We start from the raw sequence: 26,268 nt of genomic DNA, 5'->3' as shown, positions 1-26,268 counted from the left end.
GTGAATAAATGAAAGCAATCCGTGAGTTTAGAAAAAAATCCAGATACTTACCAATCGGATATAAGCTCATGTTGTCTTATCTGGTATTTACTGTTATTCTGGTCTCGGTCAACGGCTATGTGTCACACTCCATGTATGAAGCTTCCATGCGCAAGCAGACTCGCTCCAATATACAAGAGACACTCAAGCAGATTAATGACAATGTAGCCTATAAGACGGACGATATGGTACGTATATCTTCGATCATATATAAAGATTATGCTTTTGTGGAGGATTTGAGGGCACAGCTTAATTCTCCGAAACTAATAAATGATCGTATGACGAAGCAAATTATGCCAAAGCTTGACAATGCATCAAAATCTATTGGATTGAACCTTAGACTATCTGTTTATTTTGAAAATGAAACAATTGATGAAAAATATTATAACCATTTAGAAGAAACGAACGCACAGTCTGTTTATATGTATCATTTGAAAAGAATTAAAAGCGAAGCATGGTATCAAACACTGCCAATAGAGAAATATAATGAGACCATGGTTTGGAAACAAGTTGAGGAAGATCGAAGTCAAAACAGAATATCAATGATTCGCAGAATCGTCGACCTAGATATGACTCATTCAGGTATAACTGACCCAGAACCGCAGGAACTAGGTGTCATGAGGTTTAGCGTCCAAAAGGATGAGCTATTTGAGAGCGTTGATTTTACTAAGCTCGGTCCAGGCAGCAAAATAGTTATAAGGGATAGGAATGGCAACTTGATCTTTACATCAAGTCTGCCAGAGAAAAAAGTACATATATCGGAAGTATCTAAAGGAAACAATAATACGGTCGACCCATTTTCTAGTGGTGAATATTTAACAATTGAAGAAGAGATGCTGCAGCAAGACTGGACAATTGTTGCGCATATTCCATTGAATGTCATCGAGCAAGAAGCATCTAAGGTACGAAACTTAATTATTTTTATATGCGTCATTGGGTTTGTACTATTTACGTTTGCAGGTGTATTTATTTCTCGTTATTTTTCCAAAAGAATTACAAAGTTTGTATCTGTGTTGAATGCATTCCGGGAAGGTGATTTACATAAGCGTATTTCATATCGCGGCAAGGATGAATTTTCACAAATTGCTACTGCTCTCAACGGAATGGGGGAAGATTTTGAAGCTTTAATTAATAAAGTTTATTTAACACAATTACAGAAGAAAGAAGCAGAGCTCGAAATGCTTCAAACACAAATTAACCCTCATTTTCTTTATAATACATTATCGTCGATAAATCGATTGGCGAAATTCGGGGAAAACGAGAAGCTGCAGAAGATGGTAGTTGAGCTCGCTAAGTTTTACCGATTAACTTTAAATTCAGGCAGGACTCTAATACCGGTATATTCTGAAATTGAGCAGTCCAATGCGTATTTGGAAATTCAGAAAGTTAAATATGGGCATCGACTTGAAGTTACCTTTGATGTTGATGCAGAAATTTGGAAATATGAAACGGTAAAACTTATTATTCAACCATTTATCGAAAATGCGCTTAAACATGCTTGGAGCGGAGATCGAATTCATATAAAGATAGTGGCACATAAAGAAGGCGATACTATTTTGTATCGAATCATTGATGATGGACTCGGTGTACGTCAAGAGCGGATAGAAGAAATTATGATTGCTACGAATGAGAGTGAAACCGGCTTCGGTATTCGTAACATTCATCAGAGGGTTCAGTTACAGTATGGATCCGAATACGGTGTTTCGATATATAGTCGAATGGGTATTGGTACGTCAGTAAATATTCGAATTCCAGCTAGAAAAAGAAAGTTATTTATGCATGATCAAACATTAGTCGAGTAATTTGAGTTGAAGGTCTATTCTGCATAATCATCTCATGAGATGAAGCGATGGAATAGACCCTATTCCTTTTGATCAATTAAGGACTCTATCAGCCTATCCGTCGAACGTCCCAGTTCCTCGGATATTTCCATACCTTTTTTATGCGACAATAATAGGGTAAATTTGTATCATTTTAATAAAGTTGAAAATCAATATGATATGATTGAAATAGTGTTTATTTATAAAATAGGTAAATCGGAGGACTAGATGTTCAAATTTACGTTCCTATTTCTATGGCTAAGCTGGCTATTAGGCAATCCATTTGTTGCGATTATAGTGTTGCTCATTATTTTATACATTATTGATCGCAGATTTTTAGGATTAACCCCAAGTATATTCAAGCCCATTAAGCGCCGATCAAATATACGCAAGTTAAAGCAGCATATAGTTATGTCACCAAATGATGTGTCAGCAAAACACGATTTAGCTCGTCTACTCATTGTCGGAAAAAAATACAAAGAAGCTTTGCAAACCTTAGAGCCTTTAAAAAGAGTGCTAGTAGAGTCAGCGGAGTATTGGGATGATTTAGGTACTTGTTATTTGCAGACGGATCGTTTAGATGAAGGGGAAGCTAGCATACTACAAGCTCTTAAAATAAATGAAAGAGTTAAATTTGGTGCGCCTTACTTACGACTTGCAACTATTCATATGAAGGACAACACAGTAAAAGCATTGCAATATTTAAATGATTTTCAAGAGATACATTCGTCTTCCTGTGAAGGATATGATCGGCTTGCTTCTATTTACAAAGGTCTCGGCCAAGATGAGGAAGCAAAGCTAGCTGCTAAAGAGGGTTTACGTGTTTATAGATCATTGCCTAAATACAGAAAGCGGCTAGAGCGGAAGTGGGCGGTTCGTTTATTGTTCAAAAAATGATAAGGAAAGGAGCAAAATACAACAGATGCAGCGCAAAATATGGCTTATGTCAATCAGCGTAGTAATTGTGCTGATTCTTATAAATAATACAGCGTATTATTTTTTAACGAAAAACACGTTAGAAGAAGATCATAAACTTGAGATGCTCACATTAGGTAAGCAAATTGAATTAGCAATTGAGCAGTCGCGACTAGGATCAGAGCAATTTGAGAAACAAATTAGTAGAGAACTTCGTGCTGCTGCTATTGCTGCTCAATATGCACTTGACCCCGATGTAGAAAAGGTCACGAACGAGCAGCTTGAGGAGCTTAGTATGAAGTTAGATATTGAACACATTAGTTTGTTAAAAAGAACAGAAGAAGATATCATTTTGTATCGCTCCTCCGATCCAACCCAATTGAACAAAGGTACGAAAACATGGATACCTTGGTATAGTAAGTTTAGCGACTTATTTGACCAAAAAGTGAATAGCGAAAAATGGCTAGGTCAGGAAATGACTAACTTTTGGGGTGGACCGTTTGAAATATCTGCAACTGATCCAAGTAAAATATATAAATGGGGCTATTACTATGATGGAACAACCAATTACATCATTGACCCCTATGTTCTTTTTAAAACGCAGGAAGAATACAATCGAATTACTGGTGTCGATCGATTAATTCAAGATTTGACGAAGCACGGTGAATCTTTGATAGAAATAACATTAATGAATCCGACTACATTTCCTCACGGAATTAAGAAAGAGTTAGAGGATGGCAAGCTGAAGGAACATCTTGTACAGCGCCCACAGTTATACGGTTCATATACGATAAAATCAGAACGAGATGCTGAGTTTGTGAATAAAGCTTATCGTACAAAAGAAGTACTTACGATGAAGGAATGGATTGACGGTCGTGATATTTACAAAATGTTTATTCCTGTTTCTGTTCAAGGCAAAGGATTTAGTATCGCAGATGAAAAGGGTCAACAATTAGAGAGTTATGTATTGTCCATCGTATCCGATCATGGCATCATAACGAGTAAGTTGGACAAGCAATTTCTTAATTTAGGATTTGTTATTTTGTTAATTACAGCTATTAGCTTATTAATAGCAATCGTAGCGATGCGCTATTATAAACATTCAAGGGAAAAAGCGGTTAGCGTCACACAGGAAACATATACAGAAGAAATAAACAGTATGTTTGACTCGATACGTGCTCAAAGGCATGATTTTCTAAATCATGTACAAACCATTCATTCACTTGCTGAACTAAATAAGCACAATGAGTTAATTGCTTATACGAAAGAGCTCACTGGTGAAATTCGTCAAATGAACGACATTATTAGTATAGGGAATCCAGCTATTGCAGCCCTTATTCGATCGAAAATATCACAAGCAGAAAGTTATAAAATTGCTTTCCAATGTTGTTTTAACGGATTGCATATTGAGGGTATGGGTGGGAAAACTTTAGATATTAACAGAATATTGGGAAATGTAATTGATAATGCTTTTGATGAAGTGATGAAGTATGAAGAAAGTAAGCGAGAGGTAATGTTAGTTGGAACACAGTCCGAGCATACTCTGGAACTGAAAATTACTAATACTTGTGAGGATGCAGCAGAAAAAGCTGCAAAACCGCTATTTGTCGCAGGGTTTTCTACTAAGAAGCAACTGCATCAAGGACTCGGACTTTCCATCGTTAAGACAATTGCAGATCGTTATAAGGGTGAGGCATATGTAGTTGTCGATGCCCCAGATAAAATTTCTTTTGTTGTGAAGCTGCCACTATAACTGTTTATGTTCTTGTGTAATCAAATATGAAGCGTCATCAGAGCCGAAAGCATTCGTCGTGATGGCGTTTTTTTGATATAATAATAAGAATGCAAATGAACGGGAAGAAAGGTGTTGGTCCTCTCCCATGCGACTACTTGAGAAGCTGCATTCTGTGCTGGAACAGCAACTTAGTGATTATATATCAAGCCCCATTATTAAGCGGGGATGGAGTTATTATAAAAATGGTCAGGTGCAAAATGTACAGGCGACGGTTCATAGTACATTAACTGGCGTTGTAAAAGGTTCAGAATTGTATGCGGTAGTCATTGATGCTGAGCATCTCCGATACAGCAATTGTACTTGTTTGTACGATGGACTTTGCAAGCATATCGTTGCCCTGTATCTTCAATATTGCAGCGAGCACAAAGGCGGGCCAGAAGGGGCCGAGCAATGTTATTTTAGATTGTTAGGCTTATCACCAGCGAGAAATTTAGTTAAGGCAGAGGATGGTACTGAACGGACGGAATCATTAATGCCTCCAAATGAAAGTGATACATTAGAGGATTGGCTTACATGGATGGAGGCGGAGCATGGCGAGACATGGAAAAAGTGTCGACATTCGCTTCATCCGCTCCAGCCGTTATTATCTAGTTTAAAAGGGTTGGCTAAAGATTGGCAGAAACCGCTCCAGCGATTGCATTGGGCAACCGTAATTATTTTTGTAATGGAGCAGGCAGAACGAGCGATATTAACGGTAGACAGCTTCAGTCGTTATTATCATGAGATGTCATTTATAAGAATGGCTGAACCTTGGGTTGAGCACTGTAATACTCTTGTCTCAGATCTTGAACCAACAGAAATGAGTCAGCAGGAACTTGATTGGAGTGACGGTCTGGTCGTTCATATTAAAGGCAGAGCGTTGCTCACTGAAAAACAATTGTTTGATTGGAGTATTCTTTATTTAAGTTTCTGTGAGAAATTATCGGTAAACCGTGAATGGTATGAGCGAGAGCTATCAAGATTGCTGCTGGAATTACAATTGCCAAAGGATGAGTCAAGAAACGTATCCTTTATTCATATCGCTGCGGGTAAGATGTATTTTTTTGATCATAAGGATGATCAATCTATTGAGCATTTTGTTTTAGGTTCGTTTGAACGCTCACAAAAAATCATTTATCCTTGTGTTGCAAAGAGGATAGAGGAGGGCAAATGGGATATCGCCCTCAAATGGATGAGTTTCCTAAATGAGCGTATTTCTAATAACCGCAATGCTCGTAATATAGGGCCATTTATGTCGCTCTGTCGAAAAGCGGATGAAGCTAGGCCAGATTTGCCTATATGGACGGCGTATATGACGGATATGCTTCCATATTCTTATATCGAGCTGTCAGAGCATTGGTTAAATGCAAAGAGGTATGAGGAATGGGCTGATTTACAGTTATTTATTGGTGTTAAACCTGAGGAAATTAATGCACCTGAGCTTAGGGAGGTAGCTAAAGTTGCCCCACATACATTAGTGCCTATTTATCATCAATCGATTGAGTCGGCGATAGGGACGAGAAATAGGCAAGGCTATCGGATGGCTGCGAAACAATTGAAAAAGCTTGAAAAGCTATATAAGGCATCGAAGGAAACAGAGAAGTGGGAGGGCTATCTAATCGAGCTTGTTGCGAAGTATCAAAGACTTAGAGCGCTACAGGAAGAGTTGTGGAAAGGGAAAGTTGTAACATGAGGACATTCACTAACACAAGGCAAATTACAATTGACGGTGCATGGAGTGTAGAAGAAGGCAAATCGGCTTTACTTATCAATACGTTGGATCGGAAGGAGCAGCCAGAAGGCAAACTGCGCTCTTTATTATTTGCTTGGCATAAAGCTTCTTGGTATGGAGCGGATGTAGAGGAACTACGAATGGGTAGTCATTCCATATTGAAGCTTTCTCCTTTACTAGCAATTGACTATTTGTCATCGCCTGCACCTGTTAGGCTTCTGCATATAATCTGGACGGATAGGCTCTCCGTTATGATTCAACTTGCAAGTCATATACGTCACATCTTGATAAACGGCTGGTTCGTACCAGATTGGGTCAATTGGACAGAATCAAATCGGAGTTGGATGGCGTATTTCCCCGATGAGGAATCGGAACGAAAAGAGAATTGGGAAGCTTTACTACAAGATGCTTTCAATAATGGAGACACTGGCATTAGCAGCTGGCTGGGTGAAGCTGTAGAAGATATGCTATTGGCTGATGAGGAATTGAAAGCGATATGGACTTCTATCGGAGCAGAGTCTGGCGAAGGTGTATTGAGACGTAAAGGAACCGATGAACAGGAATGGCTCATCGCTATTGGCATAGAAAGGGATATGCTTCCATTTCGAACAGCGTTGCAGCTAGTTGAACCTAGCGGTGGGAACGTATGGAGGCTGCGGCCTGTATTGCAAAGCCGTGAAGGTGGCGCATGGTTCCCTATTGGGCGGGATGCAAAGAGTACGGGTTGGGTAGCTGAGGAGACGGATGAACAAATTTCGATACCTGAGGAGTGGCATCCACTTTTAAGCTCGAAGATGGACAAAGAAGTGGTTAGGTGGATTAATGTCCTCCCACAGCTGGAAGACGAGTTACGGATGGGTGACCTTAAGGAAGTGCTCAGCGAGCAGGAAGCTTGGACCTTTTTGGAGCATGGCAGTATAGCTCTGCTTGAAGCTGGAAGTCCAGTGCTGTTGCCAGCATGGTGGGAAGCTGTTCGTTCCAGGAAGCTCAGATTAAAGGCTAAGATGAAATCTTCGGTGGGGTCTTCTGCGCAATCCATGTTTGGACTCGACCAAATCGTGCAGTTCGATTGGAAGCTTGCGTTAGGAGATGTCAACTTATCCGAAGGCGAGTTCCTTAAGATGGCGGAAGAAAATCGTCGTTTATTCCAAGTTGGAGATGAATGGGTACATCTTGATCCACAAGATGTTGAACAAATAAAGCAGTGGCTGAAGCGAGTAGGGAAGAGAAAGGGTCTTTCATTCCGTGACGTTCTTGAGATGCACCTTCGTGGTGGTTCTGATTTAGACATTGGAGGAGATCTTGAAGCTGAGCTACGGGCAGAGGTTGAACTGAATGAACATTTAACGGCTTGGCTTGAACAATTACAACATATCTCTCAAATACCATTAGTTGATCCACCGGATACTTTCTTGGGCGAGCTGAGACCTTATCAACAACAAGGCGTTTCATGGCTTCTGTTCCTTAGAAAATTTGGTCTTGGTGGTGTGCTTGCGGATGATATGGGCCTAGGGAAAACGATACAGTTTATGGCGTATCTCATTTCTATTAAGGAAATGGAGAATGAAGTTAGTGGGCCATCACTCCTTATTTGTCCAACATCAGTTATTGGAAACTGGGAGAAGGAACTGAAACGATTTGCCCCAAGCCTGCGAGTTATGCTCCATTATGGCAGCAAGCGATTAAAGGGAGCGGAATTAGAGGAAGCTGCTGGAGAGGCAGATCTATTCATTACCTCATATTCCTTAGCCCAATTAGATGAAGAAGAACTTAGCCTTGTAGCTTGGAATGCTTTATGTCTTGACGAAGCACAAAATATTAAAAATGTTTACACAAAACAATCGAGTGCGATCAGAAGACTGTCCGCACATCATCGAATTGCTTTAACAGGTACACCTATGGAAAATCGATTGACAGAGCTATGGTCAATTTATGACTTCATTAACCCAGGATACTTAGGTACGATAACGGAATTCCGTAAAGCGATCGTTGTTCCAATTGAACGCACACGAGATAAGGAACTAATTGAAGGATTGCAGCGCTGGGTGAAGCCTTTTATGCTTCGCCGGGTGAAAAAGGATCCGCTTATACAATTGTCACTTCCAGATAAGATAGAATCTAAAAGCTATATGACGTTGACTGCTGAGCAAGGAGCACTGTACGAAAACATTGTTTCCGATCTAATGGATAAGCTTGATAAGCTCGATGCTATGCAGCGCAGAGGTTTAATATTGGCGACGTTAACAAAGCTAAAGCAGTTATGTAACCACCCTGCATTAATGCTCAAAGAAACTGGGAGCGAAGCTTGGGGAACAGATCGTTCTAACAAGATGGCTCGACTTTTGGAGATGTGTGAAGAGATAGCGGCAGAAGGAGAACGTTGCTTAATTTTCACTCAATATGTAGAGATGGGTGCGCAGCTTCAAAGTATGCTTGAAGAACAGCTTGGTATGCCTGTGCCTTATTTACATGGCGGCGTTCCAAAGGCTAAACGCGATGATATGATCACAAAGTTCCAATCGGAGGAGCAGCAATGCTGCGCATTTGTACTATCTCTCAAAGCAGGAGGAACAGGACTGAACCTTACTGCCGCAAATCATGTGTTCCACTATGATAGATGGTGGAATCCAGCTGTAGAAAATCAAGCTACTGATCGGGCTTTCCGAATCGGTCAGACGAAGCAAGTTCAAGTGCATAAATTTATATCGCTTGGAACGCTTGAAGAGAAGATCGATGAAATGATCGAAAGTAAGCAGTCGCTTAATGAGCAAGTTGTCGGCCAATCAGAAAATTGGATTACTGAATTGAGTACAGATGAGCTCAAAGATTTGTTTGCGCTGCGTGAAGGCTGGTTGAAAGGATGATGAGACGGAATGGTTGAGGAAAACTTGCGTGAAAGAGCTAACCGGCTTAAGCTAACAAGCTATCATCCAAGTCAATCTAATGAGTCGTCAGGTGACCGAAATAATGAAAGCAGGTCCTTTGATGGGTCATTGGGACCACCACATGCTAACGAGCAGTGGAAGAAATTTTACGAAAAGGTTAAACATATTACAGAGAAGCTTCGTCAATAAAATAGAAATGTATCCCCCTATCAGCCGTTTTTATTCTCGTCTCATCCATATGGAAGAGGCTATAATAGTAATGACGAAGTAGGGGGGCAATGTATCGTGCGAGGAGGTTTCCTGCGTGAAGAAACGCTTTGTCCTAATCGCTGTAATTATTGTTTTAATGACGAATGTGTCCGCTTGCGGTAAAAATAAAACTCCACCACCTAGCGAGCTTGAAACTAATAAATACAGGGAAGTTACACTTTCACTACGACATACTCAGATAAAAGAATCAAGTGAGCCTCGTTTGCGTTTACTTGAGGATGTAGTAGCGAAGACAATGGCTGAGAACGCTGAGATAACGATTAAGTTAGAAGGTATTGACGAAATTGTTAATCGCGATACAAAGCTTAAGCAAGAGATGGTAGCAGGTAACCCGCCTGACATATTTGAGGTGTTCGGAGGCGCAGATATTAAGCTGTATGTGAAAGCTAATCGAATGTTGAACCTCACACCGATTTTGCAAGAGCTGAATCTCATAGATAAGTTTCAAAGTCTCGCTGAGTTCACAATCGATGGACAAATATATGGCATTCCCTATGGCGGTTATAGTGAAGGTGTATTTTATAATAAAGTAATCTTTAATGAGCTTGGGATCGAAATCCCCAAAACATGGGATGAGCTGATAGAGGCATCAGAAACAATTAAAAAATCGGGTTATACACCATTTGGTCTAGCTGCAAAAAATGCTTGGGTCGCAGGCATGTTATGGAATACGATTATGGAAAGACATGTAGGTATCGATGCTTTTTATGATCTGTTAACTGGCGAGGCAAAGTGGACAGACCCTAACTTTATTAAAGGTTTTGAAGCGTATTCAGAACTGGTAGATAGAGAATATTTCCCAAAAAGTGTGTTAGCGTTGCCTTATTCATCTCAAGCAGGTCATATGTTGCGAGGTAAAGCAGCGATGGTATTTACCGGTACGTGGGATGCAAACCCTTTCACAAGCATGGATGCAGGAATATTGAGAGGTCAGATCGGATTTTTCTCTTTCCCTGCAATACCGAATGGAATGGGGGATCAAGGGTCTCTTAATTCTTCTTATTCCAATGGATTCGGTTTCTCTTCCAATCTAACAGAGGATCAAATCGCAGCGGTAAAATTATTTATTGCAAATTACTTTAATGAAGATGTACAAAAGAGAGCGTTCATGGAAGATAAATTGCTTCCATCTATGAAGATGACGGATTCTTCTGATATGGATCCGCTAATGAACGAAATTGTAACAGTTATGTCTCAAGCGACTAGCAAATGGCCTGCCTTTGATGCTATTGTACAACCTTCAGTAACAGCGGAGATTGGATCAGGGTTGCAAGAATTACTTGGTAAATTGCAAACGCCGCAGCAGGTTGCAGAGAAAATTCAAGCTGTTCAAAATAAGGCTAATTCAGCACAGGTGAAATCCTCCGGATTCAGTACTAATCCACCTGAGTTTCAAAGTAATAAGTAATTAGGAGGCATAGCGGAATGAATTTGAGACCTAAGCTTATGCTTGCCTTTATATCACTTATCATTATTCCTATGATTGGTCTTGGTATCTTTTCTTTTATGAACTCCGAATCATTGCTGGAGGAAAAATACAGTGAACAATCAGAAATAACACTGAAAGCAATTGGAGGGAATATTTCTTACTTTTTCAGAGAGATGGATCAACTCTCGAATGGAAATGTAATCAGTTCGGAAGTTCAAAGCACACTAAAGCACAATGATTTGTCTTCTGCTGCACCGAGTTCCCTTATACAAATTAATAGAGCAGAGAAAGAAATGAGTAGAATATTGTTTCAACATCCTGCTGTAAGTTTTGTTGTGTTATATTCGAGTGATGGGACAAGGTTTACATCCTATCGTAATGATCCAACTACGTTTGAGCCAATTTCTTTTGGGGATTTACAGCAAAATCCACTTTACTACGATGTCATTAAGTTAGGTGGCAAGCCGTTATGGATTGGGCCGTATGAGCAACGTGAGCTTACTGGGGTGACCCCCCCGTTATTTACGATGATGCGTGTAGTTAAGGACATGGAATCGTTTAATGACCTTGGTATTTTGGTCACCCAATATAAGACGGAAGAAATTAACAGCATGTTAAAGGCATTTCAAAATCCGGATGCGGAATCTTTAGGGGCACGATATTTCATTCTAAATAATAAGGGTCTAATCATGCTCGATAGTAATAAGCAATATGACGGGAAGAGCATTGATCTTTATACTGAGTCAAGACCACAGTTGACGCAGAACTATAAAAGCTCCAGAATGAAATTTGACGAGGTTGACAGCTTAGTTTCATCCTATCAATTAGATAGAAACGGTTGGATACTTGTGTCGGTTCAGCCTTGGAATTCATTAACGAATGAAAATATTAGATTCGTACAGTGGATCAGTATGATTACTATTATAGGACTACTCTCAGCAGTATTGTTTAACGTTTTTTTCGTCAATCGTGTAGCTAAATCAATTATTAAAGTTGTTCGTAAGATGAGATTAGTTGAGCAAGGATTGTTAGATATACGGATAACAGCACAAGGAAAAGACGAAACGGTGTTGCTCGCTAATAGCTTCAACAGTATGGTAGAGCGAATTGGTGATCTGCTCATTGAAGTAAGGGACGAACAGGAACGAAAACAGCATGCTGAGATGATGCTTATGCAAGCTCAGATTAAGCCGCATTTTCTGTTTAATACGCTGGAGTCAATCAATGCACTTGCTGCACAGAATGAGGGCGGCAAAATCATGTTAATGGTTCGTCGTTTAAGCAATTTGTTGCGCACGAGTATGCATCATTCTGAGGAAATAAGTATTAAGCAGGAAGTTGAACATGTGCGAAGTTATCTGGAGATTCAAAAATATCGATTCGAGGATTTATTTACTTATGAGCTTGATGTTCCAGAAGAGGTATTTGATTACACGATACTTAAGCTTACATTGCAGCCATTAGTTGAAAACAGCATTCAACATGGATTCGATGGTTATTTGGATGGACAAGGTGTAATTTCAATTAAAGTTACAGTTGAACCACATCAGCTTGTTATAATAGTTAGTGACAATGGAATTGGAATAAATCATAGTGTCCTTTATAAATTTGCAGAAGGCTACAGCCCTTCAAGTAAAAAACATGATGAAGCTGAGATGGGCGAGAGAAGGGGATTAGGTATTCGAAATGTTGCAGATCGATTGCGCATCCATTACGGTGCAGGTTATGGTATGATGATTTGCAGCTCTGAGGGCTGCGGCACAACGATACGTTGCGTAATACCTAAGAGCAGAGGTGAGGGGCTATGATAGGCAAGGTGCTCCTCGTTGATGACGAGGCACACATTACTAGAAATTTGGAAAAGGTTATTCCCTGGGAAATGCTCGGATTAACCGTTGCAGGAGTCGCTAAAAACGGCGTGGAGGCTCTTCAAATTATGGAGCGGGAATCAATAAACTTGCTCCTTTGTGATATTAGGATGCCGGTGATGGATGGACTTGAGCTCGTTAAGCAAATAAGAGAAAAAGAAATGCCATGCGATATTATTATGTTATCTGGATATCAAGATTTCACATATACACGTGCTGCCATTCAATATGGGGTCAATGATTACGTTTTAAAGCCGATTCCGTATGATGAATTAACAGGTGTTATTGCACGTATTATGTCCAGCCAACGGAATAAACAGAAACAACTCTTGGAGGAACAGCAGAAGCTTGGTCGTATGATCGATCTAGCCAATGAAAAAATCCTTTACGATATTATTATGGACTACACAGACTTCTCAGGCAGTCACTGGCTCTTCACTGGGGATGAGCAGCAGCTCAGACTACAGCAATATGTCATGATTGTCCTTGATCTTGATGTTAGTTCAGAGAAAACAAAGGATTGGCGTGATTGGCCTGACAAAGAACGAAAGCTATGGAATTTCGCTGTGTGTAATGTACTAAGGGAGAAGCTTCAAACGAATGGGTTACATCATGCTGTCATTCAAACGAGGGATGGCGAATGGTGTGTCTTGATAGAGACGGATAAATCCGTTATATTCAATAATGAATTGATACAAGGTTGGGCTTCAATGCTGCTTACTGCAGTTAAGAACCATGTAAAGCTGTCGCTGAATGCAGGTATTTACCGGCAGTTTACTGGGGTGGATGATCTATCAGGGGCATTTAAACTTGTGCAACGTGGAATGCAGTTAACTCCTGCACATGATACCATTTCGTTCTACCCGTCGGATCATCAAAGGTCTACAAGTGCAGATCAAGCTTTCTGGGTTACTGCTGAGAAGATGATCAGTGCAGTTAAACGGGGGGATAGCAATGCGATTGACTCTGGAGTTGAAAGCATCTCACAACAATTACAGCATTTGAATGAGCATAACAGTGCTAGGGTCAAACCGCTGCTTCACTTCTTCGTTCTTCATTTGATGAGGGAAATGAAAGAAATGTCTGTTTTCTCACGGGAGCAAGAGGAAATATTGTGGCGAAGATTAGATCGTCGCTTTGGTATTAAAGACTTGCTTGTTTTTATTCAGCAAGTTACTAATGCAGTTTCCGAGCGATCAATAGACAAGAAGAAACAGTCTGAAAATTCTATGGCTGAAGCAAAGTTGTTTCTTGATCGCAACCTTTACCGTGATTTAAGCGTTGAGGAAGCAGCGACTTATGTAGGACTAAGCACTTCCTATTTTAGCTTATTGTTCAAGCAGACTTATGGGGAAACGTTCATTGAATATGTTACTCGTCAACGAATGGAGAAAGCGAAAATTATGCTTGCCGAATCCCAGAGAAGCGTTGCTCAAATAGCTAAAGAGGTTGGTTATGCGGAGCGCCGTTATTTTACAAAGGTATTTATGAAATATACCGGCGACAATCCAACTGATTACCGCAGTAAATTTCAATGTCGGGAGCTTAGCGCTAACGAGGCTAGTGAAGAAAGTTTATAATTCGACTATTTGTGAGAGGGTGTAATGAAATGGTTCGCAATGGTGAGTGGAGAAACTGGAGTTTAAAAGAGAAGATAGGTCAATTATTCGTATTCGGGTTCCATGGTTATGAGCCAACAGAGCAAATCAAAGAACTTATTGACTCCTATGGAATCGGAGGAACAATCTACTTTACACGTAACGTTAAGGATGCTGAGCAAGTACATAGCCTGTCCGTTGAATTACAGCAATTGACAAAAAAGGCTGGTAGACCGCCGATGTTTATCGCAATTGACCAAGAAGGCGGAATGGTAGCAAGACTAGTAGACGGTGTAACTCTTATGCCAGGAAATATGGCACTTGGGGCTACAGCACAAGCTGAATCGGCGCAAGAAACGGCACGTATTTGCGGTGAAGAGCTTCGTTTGCTAGGAATTACAATGAATTATGCACCTTGTATTGACGTCAATAATAACCCTGACAATCCTGTCATTAATGTAAGATCATATAGTGATCGTTCTGAAGTTGTATCTGAACTGGGAGCAGCAGCGGTAGTAGGTTACCAATCAGCACGTGTGGCCGCTACTATAAAACATTTCCCTGGTCATGGCGATACTTCTGTTGATTCCCACCATGCACTTCCAGTATTGCAGCATAGCCGTGAGCGGTTAGATGCAATTGAGCTTTTGCCATTCCGAGCTGCTATCGAAGTGGGAACGGACTGCATAATGACAGCGCATGTATGCTTGCCAGCACTTGATGCAACAGGCGTCCCTTCGACATTGTCCGAACCAGTTCTAACGGGATTGCTTCGTCAAGAACTTGGATACGATGGAGTTGTCGTAACCGATTGTTTAGAGATGAGTGCGATTGATGAGTTTTATGGACCTGAACAAGGTTCCATTAAAGCGATTAAAGCTGGAGCCGATATGGTATTAGTGAGCCATACATTCTCGAAGCAGCTAGCAGCGCTTGAAGCAGTTACTGCGGCAGTAGAGAGCGGAGAATTATCTGAGGCGCGTATCGATGAAGCGGTAGAGCGTGTAATGCGCTTGAAAGAAAAATTGCAGTTGGAAGAAGAGATTACACCTTGGGAGCAAGTAAAGGGCGAAATCGGAACAGATAGAAACAAGGCAGTTGCTAGAAAGTGGAGTGAAGCTTCTGTAACGCTTGTTAAAAACGAAGGTGCTTCATTGCCGCTTAAACGTGAAGTAAGAACTTTGGTACTATGGCCAGATATCGTACCAGTATCTGTTGCAGATGAGATGCTCTCTGGTGACGGTACACTTGGGGATTTCCTATCACACTACGGTGCAACTATTGTTGAACGGAAGATGAATAGCGAAGATCCGCTGGATGGTATTGAAAGTTTCGAACAAATCGTCGTAGTAACCTATGACGCTTCCAAGCATCCGCAGGAAAGAGATATTGCTCTTGAAGCAATTAAGCTAGCAGGGGATCGTGTAGTCGCTGTTTCAGTTCGTAATCCATTAGATTTGCTGCTGTACCCTGAAGTGAAATCGTATGTAGCTGTATATGAGTGCAGACCATTAGCTTTGTCTTCAGCAGCTAAAGTCTTGTTAGGTGATTTGAAGCCTGTAGGAACGCTTCCTCTTGAAATTTCACCAGCTTATCCATTTGGCTGGAGTGCTCCTTTGAACTAATTCTTTTTATAGATTCTTTGATTAATAATATATGTGAAACGACAAAGTGGCGATCAGGGGGTAACCTCTGCATCGCCACTTTTGTATTTTAATTGGTTGCTTTTATTTCATTAGCGCCAAAATGTTGAGCAGTCTGCCTTATCGCTAATATTAAACTGGATCATTTTCTCGAGTAATGAAAAATCAACCGGACTACTCCATCGTATACGCATCAAATTTTTTGTGTGATCATAGCCGGCCCGAATAATTTCATCAGAAAAGTGATTAATTCCTGCTTCTTCAGGTGAAATAGCTAAATGTTGTTTGGCTGTGCTAAAGCCAATAATAAAGGTGTCGTGATCGGTAAACATAGGCTGATTCCACGCAATCTTTGGCTGTAAAGTTGGAAATGTTTTGGCTACCCAAGCAAAAACTTCTTCTGTTCGCTCCCGATGTTGCGGATTATCAATTTTCTCCAAAAACTCTGAAAAAACTTCCACGTAGTTCCCACCTACCTATACTTAATATTTGTGAATAAATAACATCTTAAAGGCATCATAACCAAAGTGATTATTTTTGTTAAACCGTATTATCATTTAATCATTTTATCAAATCTCATTGTCATTTATCAATTTTGCTTCAAAATAAAGAACAAGACCTTCACCTTCGAAAGGAATCCATGCCTATTCCTCCTGCGATGTATTAACCTGCTTTTTGTCGTAAAAGGTCATCTGACAAAATGATCATAAGTAAGATCATGAAGAATGTAAGCAAGAAAGAAAATTACACATGGGTTTTCATAATGATGCTGAATATGCACGAGTTGCTTATAGTATTTATCCCCATAATGAGGATTGTTTCGCATTTCCAGATTGCTTTTAATTAAAGCATCAATTTTATCAGCAATATCAACTAGTTGTCCTTCATATGAACTATCTTTGGAGTGAACGAGGAAATCCATCATTTCTTCATGGAAGAAGAGAGGCAGTTTGAGCACCATTTCTTTCGCTACCTGTTGCTCATATTGCTCGAACGCTTCTCGGATGACGGGTGAAGATTTTTTGATGGGAGATGCTACATCTCCACTAACACCTTCTACAATGTCGTGCATAATCGACTTGCCAAGCAGCCGATAAAGATCGATGTTCTGCCCCCCGAATCGTTCCGTTTCTAGCAGTCCATTAAACAATGACATAGCTGCCACACGAAAAGAGTGGGTGGCATCATTGTCCGGAATGAGGTTAAAGCTCCCGCCCCAGCGTTCAATGAGATCCAAATTGAGTATGTGATTAAGAAATTGCTGCACGCCGTCTTCGTTCCTGAGCGCTTCCAGCAACCATGTGATGGATTGGCATGTGGATTGGGTAAGTTCGCCCTGCAATTGCTCAAATTTGAGCTTGAAGTAAGGATTTGAGTCCAGCTCGTACTCCCGTTTGCAAAATAACATTGCGTCAAATGAGTCGATCCCACGGACAAGCCTTCCGATATAGGAATCGTCTTCTGCATCTACAATGTAGTCGTAGAAATGCGGCTGCAGCGATTTGGATAAATACGAAACGATTTCTTTGCTAACCTCGTTTTCTAGCTTTTGTATATGTTCTGCAACATGGGCATCTTTTTTTGTAACATATTTAATAGAGCCTGTAACTGTTTCGTTCAAATCGTGAAGCAGCGCTCTAGCGACGATCGTTAACTTATCAAGGGATTGACCGTATATCTTCTCCTCGATAATGCCAATGAGAATCGCAATGGATGCACAGCGAAAACTATGACTAGCAGCATTGTCCTTATACCGCGGTGAATATTCCTTCCACCGTGAAACATATTGCATACCGATGATCGCGTTAGTGAAACGACTGTTTTTCAAATTGCACCACCTATTCTCTTTTGTAGGAAGTGTTCTACCAAGACTATGTCTATGCTATTATAAGGCTTATTAAAGAACGAGACTAGATAATATGGATGAGGGATTGTTGTGGAGAGGTTTGGTCTAGCATTTAACCATTATTTCGAAAAGTGGATGTTTTTAATTATTCCAAGCTCACTCGTATTAGGATTCCTATTTGCTTCAACATTGCAGCCCATGGTTCATGCTGTTCCTTATTTATTTGCTTTCGTCACATTAACGATGGCAATGGGTTGCGGACTTAGTCAGCTGAAGGAAGTGATGCGGAAGCCGGCTGTTATGGGACTTACATTCTTTTTGGCACATGTTATTTCACCGATAGTTGCATATGGCATTGGAGTAGCCGTATTTGGCATAGATTCGCCATATGTAATTGGATTAGTGTTATTTACGGTAATTCCTCTAGGTATATCGACGGTGCTATGGGTAAGTATGTCCGGTGGGAATATACCCTTAGTACTTGCCATGGTCGTATTAGATTCCCTTCTTAGTCCACTTGTGGTGCCAGCAACGATTCACCTATTTTTTGACTCAGCTATCGAAGTAAAGGTTCTGCCGCTCATGCTCGATTTGACAATACTTATCGTATTGCCCACGATAATTGGCGTTGGTTTGCACGAATGGTCGAAGGGGAGGATTCAGGAGCGGGCAAAACCATTTACAGCTCCAATATCAAAACTGTGTTTTGTCGGTGTGGTGGCACTTAACGCTTCTGCCATTGCACCATTCGTAGGACAGCTTAAACAGGACATGTTAATGTTAGTGCCAATTGTCGTAGTCCTTGTTAGTTTGTGTTATGCACTTGGGTTTGTCGGTACAGCGGGTTTCAGAGACAGCAAGATGCAAATTACAGTTTCTTATGCAACGGGAATGAGAAATATTTCACTCGGAATAGTACTTGCTTTAGCATATTTTAGCCCATTAGCAGCCGTTCCAGTAGTGTTATCTATATTGATTCAACAACCACTGGCAACTGTTCACCATTACATTTTACAAAAAATTAATAAACAGAAGAGTAGCAAAGCAAGCAAAAGGCATGTAACATAATCGTTGTGAATCTACAAAAAGCAGTTGAGTAATGGACGCTATTGTCCAAACGAGAATGCCCCTTGTTAAGGAGTGAAACGGATTGAACAGTTTTCGAACGAGACTTACATTTATAATGATATCAATAATTGCCTTGTCTGTATCAGCAGCAGGGATATTGATGATGACGACCTTTAAAAATAATCATATTAATGCGCTAGAGGATAACATGGTCCGCCAAATGCAGCTTATTGCTGCTAAGATGGAGTGGCGATCTGGGGATATTGAAGGGTTGATTAATTATTACACAAGTGAAGCAAAAGAGCTTAAGAAGCTTACTGATGCTCGTTTAACCTTTATCCGAAGTGATGGCGTTGTTATTGGGGATTCCGATTATGATGCGCATGAGATGGATAATCATCTTGAACGCGAAGAAGTTCAAGTTGCTCTCGCCAATGGCATTGGCAGAACCGTTAGACCAAGTGAAACGATGGATCAGAGGATGGTGTATGTCGCTATTCCGGTCGCGAATGCCTCGATTACGGAACCACATGTCATCCGTATGGCAATGAGTTTGGTTGAAGTTGATCAAAGCATCGGCAGATTGACGATGGTACTAATAGGTGGTTTGATCCTACTATTTCTATTTGCGGCGCTTATAAGTTACCGTATTGCACTTGGATTGACTAGACCGCTTGATCAAATTACTAAAGTAGCCAAAAAAATTAAAAATATGGACTACAGAGCACGTGTTAAAGTGACAAAGCAAAATGAGATCGGTGAGTTAGGCGTTGCAATAAATGCGATGGCTGATAGCCTTGAGATTCAAATGGAACGTATAAAACAAAATGAAAGTCAGCTAGAAAGCGTCTTAGCGAATATGATCAATGGTATCGTTATGATTGATGCTAAGGGTCAAATATTGCTAATGAACCGGCGAGCGGAAGAAGTACTCGGATTCTCGGCTCGTGAGTTAGTGGGCAGGCACTTTGTTGAGGCTAAGCAGCAATATGAGCTAGCGCAAATTATTCAGGAGTCACTTGATACAAGAAGACATATACGGGAAGAAATTATGTTTTATTTCCCCGAGGAGAGATTGCTAGAGCTTAATCTGGTGCCAATCAGTCAGAGCGGACCAGGTGAATTAGGCGGTGTGCTGCTTGTGCTACAGGATGTATCAGCTATACGCAGGCTGGAACGAATGAGAAGTGAGTTTGTCGCTAACGTCTCACATGAGCTTAAGACGCCAATTACAGCAGTGAAAGGTTTTGCTGAGACTCTTCTAGGTGGGGCGGTAAAAGATGAAGAAACGACAAGAACATTTCTTCAAATTATTTATGATGAAAGCGAACGGTTAAATCGTTTGATCGGAGATATATTGGAGCTGTCGAAGATTGAATCAAGACGTGTTCCGCTCATTTTCTCGCCTGTTGAGCTAGATAGTTTTATTTCGAAAACATTTAGGGTATTGGAATCAGAAGCAAATCAAAAAGGAATTCAATTGCATTGCAAAATGGAACCTGGTTTGTTTGTTGAAGCTGATGAGGATCGATTGCGTCAAATTATGATGAATCTGCTTTCCAACGGTATTAATTATACCCCTGAGGGAGGTAGTGTTTCGGTTATAATTGATGAGCCGGACAACGATCACATTAGAATAGTAATCAAAGATACGGGCATTGGCATTCCTAAAAAAGATCTTCCGCGTATATTCGAACGATTCTATCGTGTAGACAAGGCTCGCTCGCGCAGTTCAGGTGGTACAGGGCTTGGATTATCTATTGTTAAACATTTGGTGGAATTGCATAAAGGCACCATATCTGTTGAAAGCAACGCTGAAGTTGGCAGTACGTTCATTATAGAACTGCCAATTATCCAATAAAAAGGTTTACCATTAAATTATAAAACCATGTTAAACTGAATGGGTGAATGATGTGAAATTAGAGATGGAGTCGAAATTGAACGCCACTCTGTATAGTTTTGGAGGTCAAAATGTCGCATAAAGTGCTAGTTATAGAAGACGAACCGACGTTAGCAAGATTGTTGTCTTACAATTTGACTCAAGAAGGATATGAGACGACGGTTATCGATCATGGCGGTGAAGGATTGCAGACGGCGCTTCAAGGAACATTTGATCTGATTATATTGGATATTATGTTGCCGGGCCTAAATGGCTTTGAAGTGTTAAATCGTCTTCGCCAAAATAGAGTGCGTACACCTGTCATTATACTTACCGCTCGTAATGCAGAGGAAGAAGTAGTACAAGGTCTTAAACACGGAGCCGACGATTATATTACGAAGCCATTCGGCGTTGCAGAATTGTTAGCCCGTGTATCTGCCGTACTTAGACGTACGCAGCAGGATGATCTTCCACCTGTATTGTCTAATGAAAAAGTGATTACTGTTGGAGAACTCAGCATTTATCCAGAAAAATATGAAGTCGTCGTTAATGGAGATCCTATCCAGCTAAGACCAAAAGAATTTGAAGTGCTTCTTTATCTCGTTCAGCGACCTGGCATGGTTATTACACGTGATGATCTGATGAACGTCGTATGGGGATTTGACTATATTGGGGGACAAAGAACGGTTGACGTTCATGTCAGCTCATTGCGCAAGAAGCTGGAACTCGGTCAGCAATCTGTCCAGATAGAATCTATTCGAGGTGTAGGTTACAAGGTCGTAATGCCAAAAAAACTCGCAAGCCCTAAATTATAGGGATGCGAGTTTTTTTGATTAACGTTTTGTAGAGCGCTAATTCTTTTGCCACATAAGCATTTTTCGTTGAAATTGTTTGGGCGAGCAATCGTTGTACTTTTTGAACATTTTGTAGAAATGAGCCATATTCGGCATTCCGATACGTTCACCCACTTCCGAAATGCTTAAATCTTTAGTTAGCAATAATCGTTCTGCCCATTTCACTTTGCGGTAATTGACATATTCAGTGAAGGAAAGACCAATCGTCTTTTTAAAATATTTGACGAAGTAATAGTAGCTCATGTTAGCGATCTTACAAACCTCTTCGACTGCTATTCGTTCAGCTAGATGGTTTTCAATGTAATCGAGCACAGGCTTTAGACGAGCTTTGTCGAAATTGTCCTGTTCAACAAGCACCTTGCGTGTGTCGCCGCGAAGCAAGTGCAGCAAAATTTGTTTGATGAGTATGCTAACTGCGAGCTCATACCCTGTATCTTTACGATTTGTTTCCTTTAATATTTCTTGGATGCACTTAGCTGTTTGCGCCTTGATGGAATTGTTTTCTTGGAAAATATAATTTGCTTTGCTAAGCGGAACATGCGACTCTGTGAAATAGCGGATATATGGGATCGAGCTATGATCAAAAAACTGTTCCAAATCGAACTGTAGGACGATGTAATCTAGTCGAGAGGTACTGCGGTCTCGATGAAGCTCAGATGCACCTAGAATAATGAGGTCGCCTGCTTTCATCTGATACGTTTCTTCTTCGAGATATACGTCCAATTCACCCTCTAATATAAGAAGCAATTCCAACTGCTTATGGTAATGCCAATTGGAAAATCCTAGACCATCCCTAACAGTTCGAAAAATATGAAGCGACAGCAGCGGATTTTCATATGCTACTTTCTCATTGAATGCCTCCACTATACCATCCTCCTTCAGCGTCCAGATCTACGAATAATCTGATTAATTACTTCTGAGAAAACAAGACCAATCGCGATTGCACCCGATATCATAAAAGCTTTCACCGCTAGTTGCACAGCAGTATCATATTGATTCTCCACAACATGTTTCATCGCGTCAAAGGCTATGCCGCCAGGAACTAAAGGGATAATGCCAGACACACTAAACACTATAATTGGAGTTTTAAAAAGTTTGGAGAACAATTGACTAATAATCGTTACAAGAAAAGATGCAATAAGTGTAGCTGGAATAGTATCAAGACCAAGCATCGTTCCGACAATATAAACGCCCCAGCCGAGCATACCAACAGTACCGCAATATGGAAGCAATTTCTTGGGCACATTAAATATGAATGAAAATGCGGCAGACGATATAAAACTAGTAATTAATTGAGCAAATAAGTACATGAGCAGTTATGCTCCTTCCGCGGTTTCTAATAAAAGGACAGAACTGTTGCGATGCCGGCCCCAATTGCAAATGCAGTTAAGAAGGCTTCAGCACCTTTAGACAGCCCCGAGACGAGATGTCCTGCCATTAGATCGCGAACGGCGTTCGTAATATGCAAGCCAGGAACAAGCGGCATAACGGATCCAATAATAATTTTATCAAGATCTTGCCCAAACCCCAGATGAACAGCTAGTACAGCAAGAAGACCGACCATAATGGAAGTCATAAACTCTGCAAAAAATTTGATTGGAACAAAATGATGTGCGATAAGGAAAAATAAATAAGCAAATCCACCTATAAATGCCGCAGGCAAAAAATCAGCCCAGGTTCCTTGAAACATAATGACAAAGCATCCACAGGCTATCGTGGATGCGAGCACCTTAAGCCTATTAGAATAGTCGTAAGAAGTGACATCTAATTGCTGAAGAAGGCGATGAGCCTCCTCCGTTTCAAGATCTCCACTGCATATTCGTCTTGAAATATCATTAACAAGCGATACTTTGAGCAGATTGGTAGAACGATCTGAAATACGAATGAGTCTTGTAATCTGCGTGTAGCCGTCAATGGCGAATATAAGCCCTGTTGGAGTTACGAAACTCTGGGAACTGTTAATGCCGTACGCTGACGCAATTCGTGCCATTGTATCTTCGACACGGTAAGTTTCTCCGCCGTTTTGCAAAATGATTTTTCCTGCAAGCAGGCAGACTTGCGTAATAAGATGGGTTTGCTCCTGGCTATGAATGTTCATCACGTTCCTCTTAAGAATGAATACTTGTTGCGTTTACTTGCTCATTGAATTCTTTGCGAATTCGGGCAAGAAGTTCGGAATCCGTGAAGACATCATAGGCAGTTCCTGCCAGCATCTTGGCGCCAAAAATCATTCGATCAAGAGCCTTTTCAGTCATGGCCGCATCGCGGAAAGCATCAGTATGAAGCATGAATCGTTCTTCTACAATCTTTACGTAAGGATGGATCGCAGGACAACGAACAGATACATTACCTAGATCTAGAGAACCGTTATCTTTGCCTGACTCAATTTCTTCAGGTGCAATTCCTGCCTGGATTAGATTGAGATTAAATTGGTTGGAAAGTGCTTCATTAGTTATTAACTCATCATATGAAAACTCATAGTTGTTTGTTTGTAACGTACAGCCGGTTGAAAGTGCGGCAGCTTCCGCACATTTCATTACTTTGGCAGTAAGTTCATTTGTATAGGAACGAGAAGCAGAACGTACATAAAATTTAGCCGAAGCGTAATCAGGAATAATGTTCGGCGCACTTCCGCCATCGTCGATAATGCCGTGAATACGCGTATCACTTTTTGTTTGTTGGCGAAGTGAATTTACGCTGTTGAATAATGAAATAACGGCATCAAGAGCGTTGACACCTTCATGCGGACTAGCAGCAGCATGAGCAGCGACACCAGTAAACTCGAATTGAATGGCATCAAGTGCAAGTGATTTACCAGATCTTTCATAGGAATGATAAGGATGCGCCATAAGGACAAAGTCACAATCGTCAAATAGACCAGCCTCGGACATCGGAACTTTTGCCCCTTTTGTCTCTTCTGCAGGTGTTCCATATACACGAATGATACCGCCTAGTTCGTGAGCAACTGCTTTTAGTCCAACAGCAGCCATTGCACTCATGGAACAAATAAGATGATGTCCACATGCATGACCTAGATCGGGTAATGCATCGTACTCGCATAAGAAGCCGACTGTAGGTCCCGGCTTGCCTGTATCGTGAACCGCTATAAAAGCGGTTGCAAGTCCCAATACTCCGCGCTCAACGACAAATCCTTGTCTCTCAAGCTCCTCACTTAACAATCCAGAGGCGAATACCTCTTCATGACCTAGCTCAGGTCTGTTCCCAATTGCTAATGAAATGTTGCGAAATGTTTCTGCATGTTGATCTATCGATTCCGATATGGTTTGTTTGTTTACCATTATGACATCCTCCAATGTATCTTTCCTTGTTCTGTAAATGTATTTGCATAGGTTATCGCGGCTCATATTATGTTGCCTGTCGAGAGTTCTATTATAGCATATTCGGCCTATTAAACATTTAACATTGCGATAACAAAACGGGAATACTCGATTAACAAACCACCAGTAATATAGAACTTGTAAACGACAAAGAGAACACCAAACATTGGGGAGTGATAGAGTTGGTTAAAACGGGAAAAGTTAAAGGAATTATTACATTAGTGATGGCAGCAATGTTAGTGTTCACAGGAGCGTGCGGAAATAGTGGAACTAATTCAAAAAACGGAGCAACTTCGGGCAACTCGGCGACAACTACCCCAACAGAAAATTCGGTCAAATTAACAGGAGAAATTAAAGTAGACGGTTCAAGTACCGTTTTCCCTTTGACGGAAGCAGCAGCGGAGGAGTTCAGAGCAGAGCAGCCTGATGTACGTGTACCAGTAGGTGTTTCTGGAACAGGTGGCGGATTTAAACAGTTCTGTGCTGGTGAAATTGCAATTGCGGATGCATCACGTCCGATTAAAGAAGAAGAAGCTGCAGCATGCACAACTAACGGCGTTTCATTTAAAGAACTTTCAGTAGCTTATGACGGACTATCTGTTGTAGTCAGCAAAGAAAATGACTTTATCGATCACCTTACAGTTGATGAGCTAAACAAGATTTTCAAAACAGGAAGCACAGTGAAGACTTGGAATGAAGTGCGTGATACTTGGCCAGCAGAACCAATCGTTATGTTCTCACCAGGAGCGGATTCTGGAACTTATGACTATTTCAATGAAGCAATCTTGCACAAAGAGGGCATTCGCAACGATACAGATACAATCACATTCAGTGAGGATGATAATTCACTAGTAGTCGGAATATCAGGCAGTAAATACGGAATTGGCTACTTTGGCTTCGCTTATTACGAAGAGAACCAAGACAAGCTAAAACTAGTTCCAATCGATGGCGGCAAAGGCCCAGTTTCACCTACGTATGACACGATTAAAGACGGTACGTATGCTCCATTGTCTCGTCCGCTATACATCTATGTGAGTGATAAAGAGCTAGAGCGCAAAGAAGTGAAAGAATTCGTAAACTTCTATATCAATAACATTGGTAAGATGGCTGGCGAAGTTGGATATGTATCACTGCCAGACGAGAAGTATAAGGAAGAAGCAGCTAAAATTCAATAATTAGAATAGCAGCTAATCGGTGATGAGGATTCTGTGGTGTCTTGAGGGACATCACATTTTTCTCGCCATATATGTAAATGAATTGTAAACGTTTAGGAGGATCGCCATATGCCGCGCAATGTTCTGTCGACAAAA

The 26,268-nt window shown here is 40.8% G+C and carries 20 protein-coding genes; 14 read left to right on the top strand and 6 right to left on the bottom strand.

Annotated features, from left to right (window positions below):
• The first annotated feature begins 8 nt into the window (after window positions 1–8).
• From MFF31_RS22790 to MFF31_RS22745, 10 genes are all read left to right on the top strand, one after another.
• Window positions 9–1,841: a cache domain-containing sensor histidine kinase gene (locus MFF31_RS22790; protein ID WP_238191310.1), complete on the top strand. Its 1,833-nt coding sequence runs from the start codon at window positions 9–11 to the stop codon at window positions 1,839–1,841.
• Between the two features lie 246 nt (window positions 1,842–2,087).
• Entirely contained in the window at window positions 2,088–2,756 is a 669-nt protein-coding gene (locus MFF31_RS22785) for a tetratricopeptide repeat protein (protein ID WP_238191308.1), read from the top strand.
• Between the two features lie 25 nt (window positions 2,757–2,781).
• On the top strand, window positions 2,782–4,527 hold the full coding sequence (locus MFF31_RS22780; RefSeq protein WP_238191307.1) for a sensor histidine kinase: 1,746 nt from the start codon (window positions 2,782–2,784) through the stop codon (window positions 4,525–4,527).
• Window positions 4,528–4,654: 127 nt separating this feature from the next.
• Window positions 4,655–6,241 (top strand): SWIM zinc finger family protein, encoded by a 1,587-nt coding sequence (locus tag MFF31_RS22775; protein ID WP_238191305.1) that lies wholly within the window; start codon window positions 4,655–4,657, stop codon window positions 6,239–6,241.
• Window positions 6,238–9,144, top strand: a complete 2,907-nt coding sequence (locus MFF31_RS22770; protein ID WP_238191303.1) for a DEAD/DEAH box helicase — start codon at window positions 6,238–6,240, stop codon at window positions 9,142–9,144. Before MFF31_RS22775 ends, MFF31_RS22770 begins: the two co-directional genes overlap by 4 nt.
• Window positions 9,145–9,153: 9 nt before the next feature.
• Window positions 9,154–9,354, top strand: coding sequence for a hypothetical protein (locus MFF31_RS22765; protein WP_238191301.1), 201 nt, complete (start codon window positions 9,154–9,156; stop codon window positions 9,352–9,354).
• 115 nt (window positions 9,355–9,469) lie between these two features.
• A complete protein-coding gene (locus MFF31_RS22760; protein WP_238191299.1) occupies window positions 9,470–10,843 on the top strand; it encodes an ABC transporter substrate-binding protein in 1,374 nt (457 codons plus the stop codon).
• Window positions 10,844–10,860: 17 nt separating this feature from the next.
• Window positions 10,861–12,672 carry a cache domain-containing sensor histidine kinase gene (locus MFF31_RS22755; RefSeq protein ID WP_238191297.1) on the top strand — a complete coding sequence of 604 codons (1,812 nt, stop codon included), beginning with the start codon at window positions 10,861–10,863 and terminating at the stop codon, window positions 12,670–12,672.
• Entirely contained in the window at window positions 12,669–14,312 is a 1,644-nt protein-coding gene (locus MFF31_RS22750) for a response regulator transcription factor (RefSeq protein ID WP_238191295.1), read from the top strand. Before MFF31_RS22755 ends, MFF31_RS22750 begins: the two co-directional genes overlap by 4 nt.
• A gap of 29 nt (window positions 14,313–14,341) precedes the next feature.
• Window positions 14,342–15,955 carry a glycoside hydrolase family 3 protein gene (locus tag MFF31_RS22745; RefSeq protein WP_238191293.1) on the top strand — a complete coding sequence of 538 codons (1,614 nt, stop codon included), beginning with the start codon at window positions 14,342–14,344 and terminating at the stop codon, window positions 15,953–15,955.
• Between the two features lie 110 nt (window positions 15,956–16,065).
• On the opposite strand, the gene MFF31_RS22740 is transcribed toward MFF31_RS22745, so the two are convergent.
• On the bottom strand, window positions 16,066–16,434 hold the full coding sequence (locus tag MFF31_RS22740; protein WP_238191291.1) for an iron chaperone: 369 nt from the start codon (window positions 16,432–16,434) through the stop codon (window positions 16,066–16,068).
• 227 nt (window positions 16,435–16,661) lie between these two features.
• Entirely contained in the window at window positions 16,662–17,801 is a 1,140-nt protein-coding gene (locus MFF31_RS22735) for a YfbR-like 5'-deoxynucleotidase (RefSeq protein ID WP_238191289.1), read from the bottom strand.
• A 108-nt stretch (window positions 17,802–17,909) separates the two neighbouring features.
• On the opposite strand from MFF31_RS22735, the gene MFF31_RS22730 reads away from it, so the two are divergent.
• From MFF31_RS22730 to MFF31_RS22720, 3 genes are all read left to right on the top strand, one after another.
• The gene (locus MFF31_RS22730; RefSeq protein ID WP_238191287.1) at window positions 17,910–18,887 is read left to right on the top strand and encodes a bile acid:sodium symporter family protein; all 978 of its coding nucleotides are present in this window, start codon (window positions 17,910–17,912) and stop codon (window positions 18,885–18,887) included.
• An 82-nt stretch (window positions 18,888–18,969) separates the two neighbouring features.
• Entirely contained in the window at window positions 18,970–20,748 is a 1,779-nt protein-coding gene (gene pnpS, locus MFF31_RS22725) for a two-component system histidine kinase PnpS (protein WP_238191285.1), read from the top strand.
• Window positions 20,749–20,858: 110 nt separating this feature from the next.
• Window positions 20,859–21,581 carry a response regulator transcription factor gene (locus MFF31_RS22720; RefSeq protein ID WP_238191283.1) on the top strand — a complete coding sequence of 241 codons (723 nt, stop codon included), beginning with the start codon at window positions 20,859–20,861 and terminating at the stop codon, window positions 21,579–21,581.
• Between the two features lie 36 nt (window positions 21,582–21,617).
• Here the strand turns inward: MFF31_RS22720 and MFF31_RS22715 are convergent, their stop codons facing one another.
• The 4 genes from MFF31_RS22715 to MFF31_RS22700 are packed head-to-tail and all read right to left on the bottom strand — an operon-like array spanning window position 21,618 to window position 24,919.
• Complete coding sequence (locus MFF31_RS22715; RefSeq protein WP_238191282.1) at window positions 21,618–22,484, bottom strand: AraC family transcriptional regulator; 867 nt, start codon at window positions 22,482–22,484, stop codon at window positions 21,618–21,620.
• Window positions 22,485–22,498: 14 nt separating this feature from the next.
• The gene (locus tag MFF31_RS22710) at window positions 22,499–22,930 is read right to left on the bottom strand and encodes a threonine/serine exporter family protein (protein ID WP_238191280.1); all 432 of its coding nucleotides are present in this window, start codon (window positions 22,928–22,930) and stop codon (window positions 22,499–22,501) included.
• 26 nt (window positions 22,931–22,956) lie between these two features.
• Window positions 22,957–23,718 (bottom strand): threonine/serine exporter family protein, encoded by a 762-nt coding sequence (locus MFF31_RS22705; protein ID WP_238191278.1) that lies wholly within the window; start codon window positions 23,716–23,718, stop codon window positions 22,957–22,959.
• A gap of 10 nt (window positions 23,719–23,728) precedes the next feature.
• Entirely contained in the window at window positions 23,729–24,919 is a 1,191-nt protein-coding gene (locus MFF31_RS22700; RefSeq protein ID WP_238191276.1) for a M20 family metallopeptidase, read from the bottom strand.
• Window positions 24,920–25,140: 221 nt separating this feature from the next.
• On the opposite strand from MFF31_RS22700, the gene MFF31_RS22695 reads away from it, so the two are divergent.
• Window positions 25,141–26,133 (top strand): PstS family phosphate ABC transporter substrate-binding protein, encoded by a 993-nt coding sequence (locus tag MFF31_RS22695; RefSeq protein WP_375541350.1) that lies wholly within the window; start codon window positions 25,141–25,143, stop codon window positions 26,131–26,133.
• Window positions 26,134–26,268 lie beyond the last annotated feature (135 nt).

It is taken from the genome of Paenibacillus sp. L3-i20 (assembly GCF_022180385.2).
Lineage (GTDB): Bacteria > Bacillota > Bacilli > Paenibacillales > Paenibacillaceae > Pristimantibacillus.
This window is presented reverse-complemented; position numbering and strand designations above follow the sequence as displayed.